General features: G+C 70.3%; 15 protein-coding genes and 1 tRNA gene. 3 read left to right on the top strand and 13 right to left on the bottom strand.

Annotated elements, in window-relative coordinates; translation table 11 throughout:
• The first annotated feature begins 1 nt into the window (after position 1).
• From TSO352_RS09860 to TSO352_RS09870, 3 genes are all read left to right on the top strand, one after another.
• Positions 2-982 carry a substrate-binding domain-containing protein gene (locus TSO352_RS09860; protein WP_109107153.1) on the top strand — a complete coding sequence of 327 codons (981 nt, stop codon included), beginning with the start codon at positions 2-4 and terminating at the stop codon, positions 980-982.
• An 81-nt stretch (positions 983-1,063) separates the two neighbouring features.
• Positions 1,064-2,119, top strand: a complete 1,056-nt coding sequence (locus TSO352_RS09865) for a sugar phosphate isomerase/epimerase (RefSeq protein ID WP_109107154.1) — start codon at positions 1,064-1,066, stop codon at positions 2,117-2,119.
• A gap of 14 nt (positions 2,120-2,133) precedes the next feature.
• Positions 2,134-3,327, top strand: coding sequence for a Gfo/Idh/MocA family oxidoreductase (locus TSO352_RS09870; RefSeq protein WP_109107388.1), 1,194 nt, complete (start codon positions 2,134-2,136; stop codon positions 3,325-3,327).
• Between the two features lie 5 nt (positions 3,328-3,332).
• Here TSO352_RS09870 and TSO352_RS09875 read toward each other — a convergent pair whose 3' ends face one another.
• From TSO352_RS09875 to TSO352_RS09930, 13 genes are all read right to left on the bottom strand, one after another.
• Positions 3,333-4,355 (bottom strand): alpha/beta hydrolase, encoded by a 1,023-nt coding sequence (locus TSO352_RS09875; RefSeq protein WP_247872006.1) that lies wholly within the window; start codon positions 4,353-4,355, stop codon positions 3,333-3,335.
• A gap of 16 nt (positions 4,356-4,371) precedes the next feature.
• Positions 4,372-4,992, bottom strand: a complete 621-nt coding sequence (locus TSO352_RS09880; protein ID WP_109107155.1) for an XRE family transcriptional regulator — start codon at positions 4,990-4,992, stop codon at positions 4,372-4,374.
• A 319-nt stretch (positions 4,993-5,311) separates the two neighbouring features.
• A complete protein-coding gene (locus TSO352_RS33470) occupies positions 5,312-5,614 on the bottom strand; it encodes a hypothetical protein (RefSeq protein WP_199231549.1) in 303 nt (100 codons plus the stop codon).
• On the bottom strand, positions 5,611-6,687 hold the full coding sequence (locus tag TSO352_RS09885) for an MmgE/PrpD family protein (RefSeq protein ID WP_199231550.1): 1,077 nt from the start codon (positions 6,685-6,687) through the stop codon (positions 5,611-5,613). Before TSO352_RS09885 ends, TSO352_RS33470 begins: the two co-directional genes overlap by 4 nt.
• Complete coding sequence (locus tag TSO352_RS09890) at positions 6,626-9,040, bottom strand: hybrid sensor histidine kinase/response regulator (RefSeq protein ID WP_109107156.1); 2,415 nt, start codon at positions 9,038-9,040, stop codon at positions 6,626-6,628. Before TSO352_RS09890 ends, TSO352_RS09885 begins: the two co-directional genes overlap by 62 nt.
• Before the next feature lie 328 nt (positions 9,041-9,368).
• Positions 9,369-9,454 (bottom strand) — tRNA-Tyr (locus TSO352_RS09895).
• 81 nt (positions 9,455-9,535) lie between these two features.
• Positions 9,536-10,135, bottom strand: a complete 600-nt coding sequence (gene leuD, locus TSO352_RS09900) for a 3-isopropylmalate dehydratase small subunit (protein ID WP_109107157.1) — start codon at positions 10,133-10,135, stop codon at positions 9,536-9,538.
• Position 10,136: 1 nt separating this feature from the next.
• On the bottom strand, positions 10,137-11,543 hold the full coding sequence (leuC, locus tag TSO352_RS09905) for a 3-isopropylmalate dehydratase large subunit (protein WP_109107158.1): 1,407 nt from the start codon (positions 11,541-11,543) through the stop codon (positions 10,137-10,139).
• The gene (locus TSO352_RS09910; protein WP_109107159.1) at positions 11,540-12,952 is read right to left on the bottom strand and encodes an FAD-dependent oxidoreductase; all 1,413 of its coding nucleotides are present in this window, start codon (positions 12,950-12,952) and stop codon (positions 11,540-11,542) included. The genes leuC and TSO352_RS09910 overlap by 4 nt, the downstream gene beginning before the upstream one ends.
• Complete coding sequence (locus TSO352_RS09915; RefSeq protein WP_109107160.1) at positions 12,949-13,578, bottom strand: cysteine hydrolase; 630 nt, start codon at positions 13,576-13,578, stop codon at positions 12,949-12,951. Before TSO352_RS09915 ends, TSO352_RS09910 begins: the two co-directional genes overlap by 4 nt.
• Positions 13,575-15,668, bottom strand: coding sequence for a hydantoinase/oxoprolinase family protein (locus TSO352_RS09920; RefSeq protein WP_109107161.1), 2,094 nt, complete (start codon positions 15,666-15,668; stop codon positions 13,575-13,577). The genes TSO352_RS09915 and TSO352_RS09920 overlap by 4 nt, the downstream gene beginning before the upstream one ends.
• A gap of 22 nt (positions 15,669-15,690) precedes the next feature.
• Positions 15,691-17,451 (bottom strand): hydantoinase B/oxoprolinase family protein, encoded by a 1,761-nt coding sequence (locus tag TSO352_RS09925; protein ID WP_109107162.1) that lies wholly within the window; start codon positions 17,449-17,451, stop codon positions 15,691-15,693.
• A complete protein-coding gene (locus tag TSO352_RS09930) occupies positions 17,448-18,365 on the bottom strand; it encodes an isocitrate lyase/phosphoenolpyruvate mutase family protein (protein WP_247872007.1) in 918 nt (305 codons plus the stop codon). Before TSO352_RS09930 ends, TSO352_RS09925 begins: the two co-directional genes overlap by 4 nt.
• Positions 18,366-18,453: the final 88 nt, after the last annotated feature.

An 18,453-nucleotide genomic window follows, 5' to 3' on the forward strand; every position in this document is an offset into this window, starting at 1 on the left:
CATGACGGACACTGCGAACATCACCCGGCGCGTGGTTCTGGGCGCCGGTCTGGCGGTGGCGGCCACCGCGGGCTTCGGCGGCTTCGCCCGCGCGGCGGACAGCGTGAAGCTGGGCGTCTGCATTCCCGCGGCCACGCACGGCTTCACCGGCGGCATCGTCTGGTGGGCGAACGAGGCGAAGAAGGAGCTGGAAAAGGCCCACCCCAACCTGAAGATCACCATCAAGACCGCCAGCGGCGCGCCGGAGCAGGCGAACCAGCTCCAGGACCTCGTCACCGTCACCAAGATCGACTCGCTGGTCATCTTCCCGTTCGAATCGGCGGCGCTGACCCAGCCGGTGGCCCAGGCCAAGAAGAAGGGCGTCTACGTCACCGTGGTCGACCGCGGCCTGACCGACACCAGCGCGCAGGACGCCTACATCGCCGGCGACAACACCGCCTTCGGCCGGATCCCGGCGGAGTACATCGCCAAGAAATACAACGGCAAGGCCAACATCGTCGCGCTGCGCGGCATCCCCACCACCATCGACAACGAACGCTGGGACGCCTTCACCGCGGTGACCAAGCAGCACCCGGGCATCAAGATCCTCGACGCCAAATACGCCAACTGGAACCGCGACGACGCCTTCAAGGTGACGCAGGACTATCTGACCCGCTTCAAGGACATCGACGTCATCTGGGCGGCGGACGACGACATGGCGTTCGGCGTGCTGAAGGCGATCGAGCAGGCCAAGCGCACCGACATCAAGGAAGTCTTCGGCGGCGCCGGCTCCAAGAGCATGGTGAAGACCATCCTCGACAACTCCAACCCACTGATCCAGGCCGACGTCTCCTACTCGCCGAAGTTCATCTACGACGCGATCAAGATGACGGCGGAGGCCCGGCTGAAGGGCGGCACGCTGCCGGCCACCCACATCCTGCCGTCGGCGCTGATCACCCGCGACAACGCCAAGGAGTATTACTTCCCGGATTCGCCGTACTGAGCCGGCGGCTGGCGGCCCCCTTCCCCTGCCCGGCTGGGAAGGGGCCGCCGGCTGCACCCGCCCCCAACCAGGGAGGTTCCCATGAAGACGATCAAGGGCCCCGCAATCTTCCTCGCCCAGTTTGCCGGCGACGCGGCGCCGTTCGACAGCCTGGAGTCGATCGCCCGCTGGGCCGCCGGCCTGGGCTTCAAGGGCGTGCAGATCCCGAGCTGGGACCGCCGCCTGTTCGACCTGGAGAAGGCGGCGACCAGCGCCACCTATTGCGACGAGGTCAAGAGCGTGCTGGCCGACGCCGGCGTCGCGCTGACCGAGCTGTCGACCCATCTCCAGGGCCAGTTGGTCGCCGTGCACCCGGCCTATGACGCGGTGTTCGACGGCTTCGCCCCGCCGGAGGTCCGCGGCCGGCCGGAGGCGCGGCAAGCCTGGGCGGTGGAGCAGGTGATGCTGGGCGCGCGGGCGTCGGCCAACCTCGGCCTGACGGCGCACGCCACCTTCTCCGGCGCGCTCGCCTGGCCCTACCTCTACCCGTGGCCGCAACGGCCGCCCGGCCTGATCGAAACCGCCTTCGACGAACTGGCCCGGCGCTGGCGCCCAATCCTCGACGCCTTCGACGCGGCGGGCTGCGACCTGTGCTACGAGATCCACCCCGGCGAGGACCTGTTCGACGGCACCACTTTCGCCATGTTCCTGGAGCGGGTGGGTGGGCATCCGCGCTGCAACATCCTCTACGACCCCAGCCACTTCGTGCTGCAGCAGCTCGACTACCTGTCCTACATCGACGTCTTCCACGACCGCATCCGCATGTTCCACGTCAAGGATGCCGAGTTCAACCCGACGGCCCACCAGGGCGTCTATTCCGGCTACGCGCCGTGGCAGGACCGCGCCGGGCGGTTCCGCTCGCTGGGCGACGGGCAGGTCGATTTCCGCGGCATCTTCTCCAAGCTGACGCAATACGGCTTCGACGGCTGGGCGGTGCTGGAGTGGGAATGCTGCCTGAAGCACCCGGAGCAGGGGGCCGCCGAAGGCGCCCGCTTCATCCAGGACCACATCATCCGCGTCACCGACCGCGCCTTCGACGATTTCGCCGAGGCCGGAACCGATCAGGCGGCGAACCGCCGGATTCTGGGTCTGTCGTGACCGAAGGGGACATCATGAGCCCGCAAGCCGCACCCTCCCCCGCTCCCACCACTCCGGTCATAGGGCGTCGCCTGCGCCTGGGCATGGTCGGCGGTGGCCAGGGGGCGTTCATCGGCGGCGTGCATCGCATCGCCGCCCGGATCGACGACCGTTATAAACTGGTCGCCGGCGCGCTGTCGTCCGACCCGGCGCGCGCCCAGGCCAGCGGTGCCGAGCTGTTCCTGGCGGCGGACCGCTGCTACGCCGATTTCCGCGCCATGGCGGCGGCCGAGGCGGCGCGGCCCGACGGCATCGACGTGGTGGCGATCGTCACCCCCAACCACCTGCATTTCCCGGTCGCCAAGGCCTTCCTGGAGGCCGGGATCCACGTCATCTGCGACAAGCCGCTGGTCCACACGGTGGCGGAGGCGGAGGAGCTGGCCGCCCTGGTCCGCACCCGCGACCTCGTCTTCGTGCTGACCCACAATTACAGCGGCTATCCGATGATCCGGCAGGCCCGCGCCATGGTCGCGGCCGGCGACCTCGGGCCCTTGCGCGTCGTCCAGGTCGAATACGCGCAGGACTGGCTGGCCACGGCGGTGGAGGACAGCGGACAGAAGCAGGCGGAATGGCGGACCGACCCGGCGCGGAGCGGCATCGCCGGCTGCGTCGGCGACATCGGCACCCACGCCTTCCACCTTGCGGAGTTCGTCTCTGGGCTGCGCTGCGTCGCGCTGGCCGCCGACCTGTCGGCCTTCGTTCCCGGCCGCCGGCTGGACGACAACGCCCACATCCTGATGCGCTACGACACCGGCGCCCGCGGCATGCTGTGGGCCAGCCAGGTCAGCCCCGGCACCACCAATGGGCTGCGCCTGCGCGTCTTCGGTGAGCGGGGCGGGCTGGAGTGGCAGCAGGAGCAGCCGAACGAACTGCGCTTCACCCCGCTGGGCGAGCCGACGCGGACCCTGCTGCGCAACGGCGCCGGCAGCCTGCCCGCCGCAGCCCAGGCATCGCGCATCCCGGCCGGCCACCCCGAAGGCTATCTGGAGGGTTTCGCCCAGATCTACCGCGACGCCGCCGACCGAATTTCCGCCCATCGGGACGGCCGGCCGTCGTCGCCGGACGACGCGCCGCTGCCGACGGTGGAGGATGGTGTGCGCGGCGTCCGCTTCATCCACGGCGCCGTCGAATCGAGCCGCCGCGACGCCGCCTGGGTGGAACTGCCGTAGCGCCTTTATCCACGCAGGTGGCAGCGCACCGTGTCGGCCGCCTGCCGCACCGCCTCGTCGGCCTTGCCCACCAGACGGGTCATGGTGGCGAAGGCGTGCGGCAGTGTGTCGTGGCGGACCAGCCGGTGCGGCACCCGCGCGTCGCGCAGCCGCTCGGCAAGGCGCAGGCTGTCGTCGCGCAGGCAGTCCAGCCCGGCCGCCACCACATGCAACGGCGGCAGCCTGCGCAGGTCGGCCAGCAACGGCGCGGCGCGGGGGTCGCGGGTGGGCGCATCGTTGCCCAGCGCATCGTCACCCAGTCCATCGTTGCCAAGATACTGGCGCCAGTACCAGCGCATCCGCTCGGTCGTCAGCCCATAACGGCCGTCACCGAAACGGCGGTGGGACTCGGTGTCGAAATCATGGGCGAACATGCCGTAGAGCAGCAGCCCGAACGACACCGGCGGCCCCGGCTCGTCCCGCGCCGCCAGCGCCAGCCCGAGCGCGAGGTTCGCGCCCGCCGAATCGCCGCCGACGGCGATGCGTTCCGGATCCAGCCCGTGCGAGGCGCCATGGCGCACCACCCAGCGGAAGGCGGCCAGCGCTTCGTCCCGCTGGTGGGGGAAGCGCTTCTCCGGCGCCAGGCTGTAGGCGACGGCGCAGACAGCGGCGCCGCTGTGCTGGGCCAGCAGGCGCAGCAGGCGGTCGTGGGTGTCGATGCTGTTGATCACAAAGCCGCCGCCGTGGAAATAGATCAGCACCGGCAAGGGCCGACCGCCGTGCCCCGCCGGCCGGATCAGCCTCAGCCGCAACGACCCGCCGGCCGGGCCCGCGGTTTCGACCTCCTCGACCTCGGCCGGCACCGGCGCCGGGCCGTTCAGGAAGCGGTGATGACGCTCCGCCGCGGCGCGCGCCTCGGCCAGCGGCAGCCGCAGCGGGTCGGCCGGCGCCACCCCCAGCCGGGCGGCCAGGGCGCCGAGTTCGGCGACCTTCGGGTCGAGCCGCGGGACGAGCGTGTCGCTCTCCACCGTTTGAAGCATGGCCGGCATCGCACCCACCCCACGGTCAGAGGACATAGGACATTACCAGATACAGCCGCGCCTCGTCCGGCCCGACATTGTGGTAGGCGTGCGGAACATCGGCCTCAAAGAGGATGGCGTCGCCCTCCTCCAGCCGGTGCTCCCCCTGTCCGGTGACGATGACGACGCTGCCGCGCCCGACCAGGATGTTCTCCGTCGTGCCGGGCGGATGGCCGTCGGCCGCCTCGACGATGCCGGGCGCCAGCCGCAGTTCGTAGAACTCGACCTGCCGCTCGCCCTTCAGCGGGAACAGCGCGCGCGAGCTGAGGCCGCCATCCCGCGAGGCGAGGCTGCGCGAGTCGGCGCGCCGGATCACCGTGGTGCCGCTGTCGCCGCCGCTGCTGAGCAGGCTGGAGAACGGCACGTCCAGCGCCTTGGCCACCGTCCACAGCGTGGCGATGTCGGGACGGAGGCCGCCGGATTCGATCGCCGCCAGCGTCGCCGTCTGGTTGCCCGACAGCCGTGCCAGCCCATCGACCGACAGCCCCTGGCGCAGCCGGAACGACCGCAGATTCTCGGCGATCACCCCGACCAGTTGGTCAATGCCGTCACCGCCGGCGGGCGGGGCTGCGGGCTCCTGAAGCGGATGAACGATGCCGGTCGTCATTGGACCATGCCCCCACTGGTGATGATCGGGCCGACGCCGGGCTCGCCACCCGATCGGCATGGGGGCATTGAACATGGAAAATATCTACTGAACAAGTAGGTAAATGATATGTCTATGTGTTATTTAATCCGGCGATCCGCAATTATACCAATAAAGTTATGTTATAAAGACACTTCCTCTCTCGACCGTCATTCCCGCAAAGGCGGGAATCCAATCGGCTCAGCGGCTTATCCGCGGAGTTTCCTGGATCCCGCCTGCGCCGGAATGACGCCGGACATGAGCGCGGCACCGCTCAAGCGGGTGACGGCCCGCACCAAAATCAGGCCGGCCCGGCGCCCCGCGCCTCCTCCGCCGCCTCGAAATGCCGGGTGATCTCGGCGCCGGTGGCGATCCACACGTCGCCCTTGGCCTGGACGTGGCACAGGAAATCGCGCAGCAGATGCCAGCGCATCGGCCGGCCCGACACCTGCGGGTGGAGCACCATGGTGGTGACGCCGCCCCAGGCGTGGGTCGCCTCGAACTCGTCGATCCACAGCGGCAGCACCGCGTCGCGACCGAACAGCGCCCGCGGGCTGCTGCGCGCCGACATGCCGAAGTTCCAGTCGTCGAAGGCGAAGTTCACCGGGATCTCGACCGGCCCGTCCCGGCCTCGCCATCAGCATCGGGCTGAGCCGCACCGCGACGGCCTCGACGCTGCCGGCGGCGCGGCCGGTTTCCACCAGGATGTCCGCGACGCAATCCACCGCCGAATGGGTGCCGCGGCAGGACGCGTAGGGCTTCAGCGACACCCGGTCCAGCTTCCACACCGTGCCCAACCCGTCGGTCAGCGCCTCGGCCCGGCTGGTGATTGAAGCTGGTGAAGAAGCCGCCCCAGACGTCGTCGAACACGCGGGTCGGCCCGCTCAGCCCCTGGGCGGCCAGCGCGGCGGCGAGCAATCCGCCCTCGGCCGCGCGGCCGGCGTGGATCTTCTTGGCCTGGCTGCCGTCATGGATGAAGGCCCACAGCCCGGCCGAGGTGCTGGTCGCCAGCGCGATGGCGCTGCGGCAGCGCTGCGGCGACAGGCCCCACAGGTTGGCGATGGCCGCGGCGGCGCCGATCGGGCCGCAGGTGCCGGTCGAATGCCAGCCGGCGCCGTTGTGGGCGTCATAGCCGCCCGCCGCCTCCAGCACCCGGCGACCGACGTCGTAGCCGACGACGACGCTGGCGATCAGCGCCTTGCCCGACACCGGCTGCGGCGCCTGGGCCAGGGCGGCGAGCACCGCCGGCACCACCACCGCGCCGGAATGGTCGCAGCCACCGGTGTCGTCCAGTTCGAAGGCCTGGGCGGCGACGCCGTTGGCCAGCGCCGCGTCGCGCGCCGACACCAGCAGCGGCGTGCCCCAGACGCGGGCGCCGGTGATGGCGCCATCCTCCCGGGGCGGCACGGCGTGCAGCAGGCTCCGCACCATGCGGAACTCGGCCGACCGGGTGCCGGCCAGCGCCGCGCCGATGGTGTCGAGGATGTGGATCTTGGCCTTCCCGACCAGCGCCGGCGGCAGATCGGCAAAGCGGGTGCCGGCGGCGGAGCGCGAAGGCCATGTCCGGTTCTGATCCCGACGCGTCCCCGCAGTCCCGCCGATACCTCCGTCCCGCCTAGCGCTTCGCGGAGGCCGACATCGCCGGGCGTTGGCGCTCGCCGACCCGGTCCAATTCATCCACCAGCGTCGCGTAGCATCCCGGGACCCGTTCGCCGTCGGCGGCCCGGCAGGCTTGGCACAGCGCACGCGCAGCCTGGACGACGCCACGGTACCCAAGCATGCCGGCCGCGCCGATGAGCTGGTGCGCCGCCTCGTCCAACTGTTCGAGGTTGTTGCGGGCCGCCGCAAGTTCCGATTTGGCCAGCTCCGCCCGTTGCAGGAACGCGGTCTGCAACACGGCCATGTTGCGTTCGCCGATCGCCGACGTCATCGCGTCGCGCATTTCCACGTCCATCGACGGGAGCTGGGGTGCCGGCTCCACGGGTCCTTTCTGCCGAAACACCGCGTTGACCGTCGCGAGCAGGTCGGCCGGCAGGAAGGGCTTGGTCAGGTGCCCGTCCATGCCGATGGACAGGCAGGCGGCGGCGTCGTCCCGCGTCGCGTCGGCGGTCAGGGCGATGATCGTCAGGTGGCTGCCATCCCCCTCCAGTTCCCGGATCGCCCGCGTCGCGGCGGGGCCGTCGAGCACCGGCAGATGGACATCCATCAGGATCAGGTCGAAGCGGATGTGCTTCACCGCCTCCACCGCATCGGCGCCGTTGTCGGCGACGGCAACGTGATGACCGGCCTGCTCCAGAATGGTGCGGGTCAGAATTTGCGTGATCGGATTGTCTTCCACGACCAGAATATGCCGGCCGGTCACCGGCGGCTCCGCTTCAGCGGCGATCGAGGGGATGGCCGAGGCTGGTTCCTCGGCTGCGGTCAGCGGAATGGTGAACCAGAAGGTGCTTCCCTGTCCGTCGACGCTGCTGACGCCGATGTCGCCCTCCATCAGGGTGATGAGCGACTTGCAGATGGCCAGCCCCAGTCCGGTGCCGCCATATTTGCGCGTGGTCGACGAACTCACCTGGCTGAAGCGCTGGAACAGGCAATCGCGTTTGTTCGCGGGAATACCGATCCCGGTGTCCCGGACCTCGATCATCAGGAGAGGCTGACCGCTGGGGGACACCGTCAGATCCAGGATCAGACGCACCTCGCCCTCGGTGGTGAACTTGATGGCGTTGTTCAGGAAATTGCCGATCACCTGCTCGATCCGGATCGGATCGCCCCGCAGCCAGTGCGGCACGTCCGGCGAACGGTCGAGCACCAGCCCCACGCCTTTGGCCTCGGCCATCGGCTGGACCAGCGTGATGCAGTCCTCGGCGAGCTGGTGAAGGTCGAAGACGATGTTCTCCAGTCGAATGCTGCCCGCCTCGATCTTCGAATAATCCAGAACATCGTTGATGACGGTCAGCAGCGTGCGACCGGCCGTCCGCTGGTGTTCCACCCAATTCTTCTGCTTCTCGTTCAGCCGCGACTTGGCCAGAAGCTCCGAGAACCCGATCACGCCGGTCAAAGGGGTCCGCAGTTCGTGGCTCATCATGGCGATGAACGCCGATGCCTCGACCGTGCGCCGGTTGGCGTCGACGAGATGGGTCGACAGCGCCTCGGTCCTGCATTCCAGTTTGCGGACATTGCGCCAGATGATGACGCCGTACACCATAAGGCCAAGCAGCAGCGCCACACCGCCGCCGCCGATCAAGAGCAGGCGGATCGGACGATAGGATTGTTCCGCCAGCGCTTCCGGCATCGCCATGGCGAGGTGCCAGCCGGTGTCCGCCAGGGGAATCACCGCCCCTAAGGAGGCAATCCCCTCTTTCGTGACGGTTTTCTCCAGCGTGGTGCGGCCCTGCCGGATGGCTTCGACGATGTTGCCGGTCGGCTTGCTGCCGACGAATTGCTCCGCTTGGTCGCTGCGCGCCACAATCGTCATGTTCTGGTCGATCAGGGATGCAATCCACCCCTGCGGCCTGATTCCCGAACGCAAAAGATCGCTCAATACGTCCGATTCGAGCAGTTCTGACAGGATGTAGCGAACCTGCCCATTCACCCGGAACGACACCCGAACCTCGATCTTGCCGTCGACCCAACCGCCAACACTCGGCTCATCTGTGGTCCAGACGGCGTCGCCGCTCTCGGCCTCCATGAGAGGCGGCAGGGGCTGGGCCGACGGCACTCGCAGATCGAACACGACCGCGTCCCGGTCATACAATGTGATGGTGTGAATGGATGGGTGCATCTCTCGAGCAAATTCCGCTTCCCGCCGCATCGTGGACAGATCGCTCGACCGGAGGGCGTTGGAAACCGTCAAACCGGAGAGAAACGCGGTTTCCTGCACTAAGGTGCGCTGAACCAGGGCCGCCGTGGCGTTCATTTCCACTTCGAGGTTCCGCTGCAGCATTTCTCTTTCCAGGCGCACCGCAGCACTCAAAAAGAAGACAGCGTAGACAAAAAGGGGCAGGATGGCTGCCGCAATCCACGAATGTCGCATCGGACTCCCCTCAACCTGTGAAGGGGATGATCATATAATGGTATGCAAGTGGATTGAATAAAAGAAGGATTCTAATCAGAAGACTGGCGTCACGCACACAAGGAAATCGGTCATGTATTCAGGCAAAGGCGACAAAATGACGCAGCAACGATTCACTGTTGAATGATCTGCCGATGCGTCTGCTTACTGGCCAAACATTCTGGTATTCACCGGTCATACTGCAGCCGGCCTACAACTTTATTGCCCGGCACTCACCCTTTATTGCCGGTGCGCGCACGCACGAAAGAACAAACGTGCTTTGGTCGCTCTTGGCGCGGCGCAGCGTCGATGGTGGAAGGGGCTGGATTCGAACCAGCGTACGCTATCGCGGGCAGATTTACAGTCTGCTGCCTTTAACCACTCGGCCACCCTTCCATCGGGGCGCAGACCTTTAGCCGCTCAGCGGGGGAGAGGTCAAGCCCTGGCTTGCAAAAAATCGCACCGAAGCGGCCGGCGCTACGGCCCGGCCGGCACCAGCCAGTGCCGCGCCTCGGCATCGGCGCGGTCGAAGGCATCGATGGCATCCTGCTGTTGCAGGGTCAGCGCCACGTCGTCCAGGCCGGCGATCAGCCCGTCCTTCTTGAACGGGTCGATGGCGAAGGGCAGCACCGCGCCGTCGGGATCGGTCAGGGTCTGGGCCGGCAGATCGACGGTCACCGTGGCCCCCGGGGTCCGTTGCAGGCGCCGCCGCAGGGCGGCCACCGCGTCGTCCGGCAGGGTGATGGTCAGCAGGCCGTTCTTGGCGGCGTTGGCGGCGAAGATGTCGCCGAAGCTGGGGGCGACGACGCAGCGGAAGCCGCCGTCGACCAGCGCGTACACCGCGCCCTCGCGCGACGATCCGCAGCCGAAGTTGCGGTCGGCGACCAGCACCCGCGCCCCGGCATAGGCCGGATCGTCGAGCGGGAAGCCGGGCTTGCGCTCGTCATGGAACAGGAAGTTGCCGTAGCCGGCGCTGCGCGGCTTCTTCAGGAAGCGGGCAGGCAGCAGTTGGTCGGTGTCGATGTTGGCGATGTCCAGCGGCACCGCCACCGCGGTCAGCGTGACGAAGGGCTCCATCTCAGCGGCCTCCCAGTTTGCGGACATCGGTGATGCGGCCGGTCACCGCGGCGGCGGCGGCCATCGCCGGGCTCATCAGGTGGGTGCGGGCGTTCGGCCCCTGGCGGCCGGGGAAGTTGCGGTTGGTGGTCGAGGCGCAGCGCTGCCCCGGCGGCACGAGGTCGCCGTTGATGCCGACGCACATCGAGCAGCCCGGCTCGCCCCATTCCAGCCCGGCGTCGGCGAAGACGCGGTCCAGCCCCTCGGCCTCGGCCTGCCGGCGGACCGGCACCGATCCCGGCACCACCAGCCCCGGCACCACGGCGCGGCGGCCGCGCAGCACCGCCGCCGCCGCCCGCAGGTCCTCCAGCCGCGCGTTGGTGCAGGAGCCGATGAAGACGCGGTCGATGGGCACATCCTCCAGCGGCGTGCCGGGCGCGAGGCCCATATAGTCCAGCATCTTGCGCATCTGTCCGGCCCGCCCCGGATCGGCCTCGGCGCCGGGATCGGGAACCGCGGCGGTGACCGGGACGGCGGTTTCCGGGCTGGTGCCCCAGGTCACGGTGGGGGCGATGGCGGCGGCGTCGAGCGTCACCTCGCGGTCGAAGACGGCGCCGGGCTCGCTCGGCAGGCCGCGCCAGTGCGCGACCGCCCGGTCGAACAGCGCGCCCTTCGGCGCGAAGGGACGGCCCTCGACGAAGGCGAAGGTGGTGTCGTCGGGCGCGATCATGCCGGCCCGCGCGCCGGCCTCGATCGCCATGTTGCAGACGGTCAGCCGGCCTTCCATCGACAGGCCGCGGATGGCGCTGCCGGCGTATTCGATGACGTGGCCCGCCGCGCCGTCGGCGCCGATGGCGGCGATCACCGCCAGGATCAGGTCCTTCGCCGTCACGTGCGGTCCCAGCGTGCCGTCGATGGTGACGCGCATCGTCTTCGGCCGGCGCTGCCACAGCGTCTGGGTCGCCAGCACATGCGACACCTCGGTGGCGCCGATGCCGAAGGCCAGCGCGCCGAAGGCGCCGTGGGTCGAGGTGTGGCTGTCGCCGCAGACGATGGTCAGCCCCGGCAGGGTCAGCCCCTGTTCCGGCGCCAGCACATGGACGATGCCCTGTGCCGGGTCGTGCAGGCCGAAATGGCGCAGGCCGTGGCGGGCGGCGTTGGCGTCGAGCAGCGTCACCATGTTGGCGATCTCCGGATCGGCGATCGGTTGGGAGCGCGCGTGCGACGGCACGTAATGGTCGGCGACGGTGAAGGTCAGCTCCGGCCGCCGCACCTTGCGGCCGGCGTGGTCGATCATGCCGAAGGCGTGGAACGAGCCCTCGTGCAGGAAATGCCGGTCGATGGCGAGCAGCGCCTGGCCGTCCGGCCGGGTCGTCACGACATGGGCGTCCCACACCTTGTCGAACAGGCTGCGCGGCGGTGCGGTCATGCGAGGTCTCCTTGGTTCACCGCCTGTCCGGCGGCGGTTCCGGCGATGCGGCCCAGCGCCACCGCGGTCAGCAGCCCGTTGCCCGACAGATAGCCCGACGCCTGCGATCCCGACACGCCGCAGGCCGCTCCGCCGGCGGCGAACAGGTTGGGCAGCGGCGCCCCGTCGCGGTCGACCACCCGCGCCGCGCCGTCGACCACCAGCCCGCCCTGGGTGTGGAACAGCGCGCCGGTGACGCGCACCGCGCGGTAGGGCGGCAGCAGCGCCGGCGCCCCGGTGAAGTCGCGGCCGAAGCGGTCGCTGCCGCCCTGCCCTTTCAACCGCTCGACCTCGGCCAGCGTCGCGGCCAGCGCCTCGGGCTCGATCTTCATTTGGCGGGCCAGATCGGCGGGATCGGCGGCGGTCAGCACCGCGCCGATCGCCTCGGCCTGCCGGAAATCCTCGAACTGGCGGGCGATGGCGGCGATGCGCTCGTCGAAGACCGTCCAGGCGATGGCGCCGGGCTGGCGCAGCACCAGTGCGGCCTGCTCCGAATAGCCCTGCATTTCGTTGGAGAAGCGCCGGCCCTCGGCGTTGACCTGCACGCCGCCCTCGGTGATCGTCGCCCAGGTGACGAGGATCCCCGCCGGCTGCGCGACGGAGCCGTGGCCCTGGTGCCCCGACAGGTGCCGCGTCGCCGCCCCCAGCGCCTCGCCCCACAGCAGCGCGTCGCCCTGGTTGCCGGGGTGGCCGAAATAGAGCGCGTCCGCCAGCTCCGGCACATGGCGCGCCACCAGCGCCGTGTTGCCGCCATAGCCGTTGCAGGCGAGGACCAGCGCGGCGCAACCGACGCGGTCGGTGCTGCCGTCGGGTCGGGTGATCTCCACCCCGCGCACGCGGCGCCCGCTATCGGCGTAAAGCGCGGTGGCGTGGGCATCGCACAGCACGTCGATGCCGGCCGCCTCGACGGCGCCGCGCAGCCGGTCGATCAGCTCGGCGCCCGACCGGCTGGGCAGGCCGTGCATGCGCCGGGCGCCGTGGCCGGGATAGCTGAAGTTGTCGACCAGCGAGAAAGGCAGCCCGTAGGCATCGGCCAGCCATTCCAGCGCCGGGCCGACGGCGCCGGCGACCTGGGCGACGGCGGCCGGCTCCGGCTCCCCCTTGGCCTTGGCGAGGATGTCGGCGGCGAAGCGTTCCGGGCTGTCGTCGATGCCGGCGGCGCGCTGCCAGCGGGTGCCGGGCGCCGGGACCAGGCCGGCCGACAGCGCGGTGGAGCCCTGGGGCAGCGCGTCGCGCTCCAGCACCAGCACCGCGGCGCCCTGCTCGTGCGCGGCCAGCGCCGCGATCATCCCGGCCGCCCCGCCGCCGATCACCACGACGGGCACCGCCAGCTCGAAGGTCACGCCATCGGCGGGAAGGATGCGGCTCATGCGGCGCTGCCCTCCGCCGGCCCCAGCTCGGACAGCAGGGTGGCGATGGTGGCAACGCGGCAGACCGGGCGCAGCGCCGCGATGGCGGTGTCGTGCACCTCCGGCGAGAAGGCGGCGCAGCCGTCCTCCAGCACGATGGTGTCGAAGTCGCGGACATGGGCGTCGCGCACGGTGGAGGCGACGCCGCCGTTGGTGACGATGCCGCAGACCAGCAGCCGCGACACCCCGCATTTGGCCAGCACCCATTCCAGCCGCGACATGTAGAAGGCGGAATAGGCGACCTTCTCCACCTCGACATCGACGGGCTGGAGCGTGTCCACCGTGCGGTGGCCCCAGCTTCCCGGCTTGAAGTCGCCCTTGGCCAGGAAGGGGCGCAGGCTCTTCAGGTGGGGCGAGATCATCGGCTCGCCGCCCTTGCCCGGCACCAGGGTGAAGTTGGTGGAGATCACCCAGCCGCCGCCCGCCCGCAGCCGGTCGGCCAGCGGCCGCAACCGCTCGGGCAGCGCCAGGATCTCCGGCGCGGTCTGGCCGGCGCGGCCATAGGCGCCGTCGGGGTGCAGGAAATCGTTCTGCAGGTCGCAGATCAGCAGCGCGGTGCGGTCCACCGGAATAATGGCCGGGCTCATGCCTGGCTCCTGTCGTTGGCGAGCCGTTCGACGATGACGTTGCCGAAGCCGTCGACGCGGGCGCTGAGGTCGGGGTCGATGACGGTGGTGGCGTCCGGCTGCTCCAGGATCGCCGGCCCCTGGATCACCGCGCCGACCGGCAAATCGAGGCGGTTGTAGACCGCCGCCTCGTGCCACGCCCCGTCGAACCACACCGGCCGCGACCCGGCGCGGGCGGCCTCCACGCTGGCCCCGGCCTCGGGCGCCAGGGCGGCGAGGTCGAAATGCGGGCGGCGGCCGATGGCGGCGGTGCGCAAATTGACGATCTTGGCCGGCACCCCCGGCAGCAGCCGGCTGAAGGACGCCTGATAGGCACGGTCGAAGGCGGCGCGGATGGCGGCCTCGTCGATGCCGGTGCTGTCGCCCTCCACCGACACCGGCAGCGGCACCGCCACCGTGTGGGTCTGTCCGACGTAATGCATGTCGAGTTCGAAGACGAGGTCGATGCGCTCGACGCTGAGCCCGGCGGACTCGACGACGGCGCGGGCGGAGGCCGCCTCCGTCACCATGCGGCGGTCGAGCGCGGCGGCGTCGATGCCGTCCAGCGGCAGGTTGACGGTCTGCACCTGGTCGTGGCGGATGTCGGCGATGACGCAGCCGAGCGCCGAGGTGACGCCGGGATAGCGCGGCACCAGCGCCGCCTTCAGCCCGACCTCCTTGATCAGCGCGCCGACATGCAGCGCCCCGCCGCCGCCGAACGGCACCGCGGCGAACTTGGCCGGGTCATGCCCGCGCTCGATCGAGACGAGGCGGATGGCGCCGGCCATCTTGCTGTTGGCGATGCGGACGATGGCCTCCGCCGCCGCCATGACGTCGAGGCCGAGCGGCTCGGCGACGTGGGTGGCGATGGCGGCGCGCGCCGCGTCGACGTCCAGCCGGGCGAGCTTGCCGCCGATCGGCCGTTCGGCGTTGATGCGCCCAAGCAGCACGTTGGCGTCGGTCAGCGTCGGCCGGCTGTTGCCCTGGCCGTAGCAGACCGGCCCCGGCCGCGACCCGGCGCTTTCCGGCCCGACCTGCAGCATGCCGCCGGGATCGACCCCGGCGATGGAACCGCCGCCGGCGCCGATGGTGGTGATCTCGATCATCGGGGTGCGGACGACCAGACCGAAATCGATGGTGGTCTGGGCGGCCAGCATCGTCTGCCCCTCCACCACCAGCGACACGTCAAAGCTGGTGCCGCCGAGGTCGCCGGTGATGACGTTGGGAAAGCCCGCCGCCTTGGAAATCGCCGCCGCGGCGATGACCCCGGCCGCCGGCCCGGACAGCGCGGTGCGCACCGGCAGCCGCCGGGCGGTGTCGGTCGACATCACGCCGCCGTTCGACTGGACGATGTGGAAGCGTCCGCCAAAGCCCTCCCCCGCCAACGCCTGATCGAGCTTGGCGAGGTAGCTGCCGACCACCGGCTGGAGATAGGCGTTCAGCGCGGTGGTGGAGGTGCGTTCGAACTCGCGGATTTCCGGCAGGATGCGGGCGGAACATTCCAGGTTGGCGTTCGGCCAGACCTCCGCCGCCGCCGCCAGCGCCGCCAGCTCGTTGGCCGGGTTGGCGTAGGCGTTGACGAAGACGATGGCCAGCGCCTCCGCCCCCATGGCGACCAGCTGGCGGGCGGCGGCGCGCACCTCGTCGGCGTCGACGGCGGTGCGGATGGTGCCGTCGGCCAGCGTGCGCTCCGCCACCTCCAGCCGCATGTCGCGGTCGACGACGGGCACGAAGTCGCCCCACAGGCCCCAGGTGTGGCGGCGGTCGCGGCGCCGCATCTCCAGCACGTCGCGGAAACCGGCGGTGGTGATCAGCCCGACGCGGGCGCCCTTGCGCTCCAGCAGCGCGTTGGTGCCGACGGTGGTGCCGTGGACGATGGAGCCGAGGTCGGCGACCGCCCCGAAGCTTTGCAGCCCGGCGAGGAAGCCGACCGCCTCGTCACCACGGTTGGAGGGGACTTTGGCGGTGCGGAAGCGGCCGCGCGCCTCGTCGTAATGGAACAGGTCGGTGAAGGTGCCGCCGACATCGACGCCGACGATCGTGCCCCTCGGGGTGGCCGTGCTTGTGCTCATGGTCTTGGTCCCGGAATCGTCGTCAGGCGGAGGGGGTTTCGCGCAAGGCCGCGGTGGCGGCGATGTCGAGCGCACCGTCGTCGGTCAGCGCCACGCCATAGGCGGTGCGCGCCGCATCGACGCCGAGATAGCCCAGCCGCACGTCGCGGGCGACGCTGTCCGGGTCGCGCCGGCGCGGATCGCCCCAGCCGCCACCGCCCGGCGTCTCCAGCCGCACCCGCTGGCCGTCGCGGATCCGCACGTCGGTGATCTTGGAGGCGAGCGGTGGCGAGCGCTCGCCCTCGTCGCTCTGCCAGACGAAGCGGTTCAGCGCCGCCGGGCCGCCGCCGGCCACGCCGAAGGGCGGGTAGACGCCGCGCTCGCCCAGCAGGAAGACCTCGGCGTCGGTCAGCGCCTCGATCTCGTAGACGGCGCCCAGCCCGCCCCGGTGCAGGCCGGCGCCGGCCGAATCCGGGCGCAGCGCCCATTGGGTGAACATCACCGGGTAGGCCGCTTCCAGGATTTCCACCGGCGGGATGGTCGCGGTGGAGATCGGGTTGTTGGCGTGGTTCAGCCCGTCGGTTTCCGGGTTGCCGCCCAGCCCGCCGCCGAAGAAGGAGAACATCACCCAGCGCGAGCCGTCCTTGCGGTGGCCGGCCAGCGACAGCGCGTTGATGGTGCCGAAGGGCGCCGCCATGGCGCGCGACGGGTCGGCCAGCGCCAGCGCGCCGAACACCACGCCGATGACGCGCAGGATGGTTTCGGTGTAGCCGCCGACCGGCTTGGGCGGCTTGACCGCCAGCAGCGTGCTGTCGGGGATGACGAAGGTGATCGGCTTGAGGCAGCCGGCGTTGGCCGGCACGTCGGTGAAGACATGCTTCAGTGCAACGTAGCAGCAGGCGACCGCGGTGGAATAGGCGATGTTCAGCGGCCCGGCGCAGGGCGGCGCCGAGCGCGAGAAGTCCAGCGTCATGCCGTCGCCGGCGATGGTAAGGTCGAGCGCGATCAGCAGCCGATCGGCGGTGATGCCGTCGTTGTCGAGGTAATCCTCGAAGGAATAGGTGCCGTCCGGCAGGTCGCGGATCGAGGCGCGCATCAGCGCCTCGGCCCGCGCCGAGAAGGCGTCGAAGGCGGCGGCCACGGTGTCCTCGCCATGCTCGTCCAGCAGTTCGTCCAGCCGGCGCTGGCCGAGGTCGAGCGCGTTGAGCTGGCCGTTCAGGTCGCCGTAGTTCGACACCGGCACGCGGGAATTGGCGGCGAGGATCGCCAGCAGGTCGGTGTTCATCACCCCGGCGCGCACCAGCTTCACCGGCGGGAAGCGCACCCCCTCCTGGAAGCTGTCGGTGGCCCGCGCGTTGAAGTTGCCCGGCACGTTGCCGCCGATGTCGAGCCAGTGACCGACCGACGCCATCCAGCAGAACAGCGCGCCGCGGCGGAAGATCGGCCGCACCAGCCGGAAGTCGTTCAGGTGGGTGCCGCCGTCGTAGGGGTCGTTGAACAGGAAGATGTCGCCCGGCTGCAGATCGCCCTCGCGCGCCACCTTGTCGATCACCGCCTTGACCGCGAAGGCCATGGCGCCGACGAAGATCGGCAGGCCGTTGGTCCCCTGCACCAGGGTGGCGCCGGTTTCGGCGTGGTAGAGGCCGTGGCAGGCGTCGCGCGCCTCGGCGATGATCGGGTTGAAGGCGGAGCGGTAGAGCGTCGCGTCCATCTCGTCGGCGATCTGCTCCAGCCGGCCCTTCAGCACGGCCAGCGTGACGGGGTCGATGGTGGATGGGGCGATGAAGGGGGTTTGGATGGTCATGCCGCGTCCTCCCGCTTGGCGGGTGTGAAGTCCTTGTAGGTTTCGCCGAGCGCCAGCATGTCGGGCGTGCCGATCAGCGCGTTCAGCGCGTTGAAGTCGAACATGCGGTCGCGGAACGGTTCGGTGGTGCCGTGGCGGGCGAGCGAGGCGTAATAGTCCTGCGCCTGCCGGGCCAGCGCCCGGACGATGCCGCCGGGGAAGATCACCAGCCGGTAGCCCAGCGCGCCCAGATCGTCGGCCGAGCTGATCGGGGTCTGGCCGCCCTCCACCATGTTGGCGAGCAGCGGGCGCACGCCGCCCAGGTCGGCGGCGATGGCGGCGAGCTGGTCGCGCGACTTCGGCGCCTCGACGAACAGCACGTCGGCCCCGGCCTCGACATAGAGGCGGGCGCGGTCGAGCGCCGCCGGCACGCCCTCGATCGCCACCGCGTCGGTGCGGGCAACGATCAGGGTGTCGGCGCTGGCCCGCGCGTCGACCGCCGCCTTGATCTTGCCGGCCATCTCCGCCGCCGGGATCACCGCCTTGTCGGTCAGGTGGCCGCAGCGCTTGGGAAAGCTCTGGTCCTCCAGCTGGATGGCGGTGGCGCCGGCCCGTTCGAACATCCGCACGGTGCGCTGCACGTTCAGCGCGTTGCCGTAGCCGGTGTCGGCGTCGACCACCAGCGGCGTCGCCACCCGGTCGCGCACCAGGGCGATGGTGTCCGCCACCTCGCTGACCGACACCAGCCCGATGTCGGGCCGGCCGAGCCGGGTGTAGGCGATGGCGGCGCCCGACAGGTACAGCGCCTCGAACCCGGCGGCGGTGGCGACCGACGCGGTGAAGGCGTCGTAGACGCCGGGCGCCAGGACGACCCGGTCCTGGGCCAGCCGGTCGCGGAAACTCATGGCGGGGAAGGTCGCAGGGGGGACGGTCATGTCAGGCGCTCCCCCCGGTGCCGGGTCGCGAGGACGTCGCGCCGCACCGGGTCAGGGTTGGAATGAGGTCGGGAACGGGCCGCGGCGC

Source organism: Azospirillum sp. TSO35-2, from assembly GCF_003116095.1.
Classification (GTDB): domain Bacteria; phylum Pseudomonadota; class Alphaproteobacteria; order Azospirillales; family Azospirillaceae; genus Azospirillum.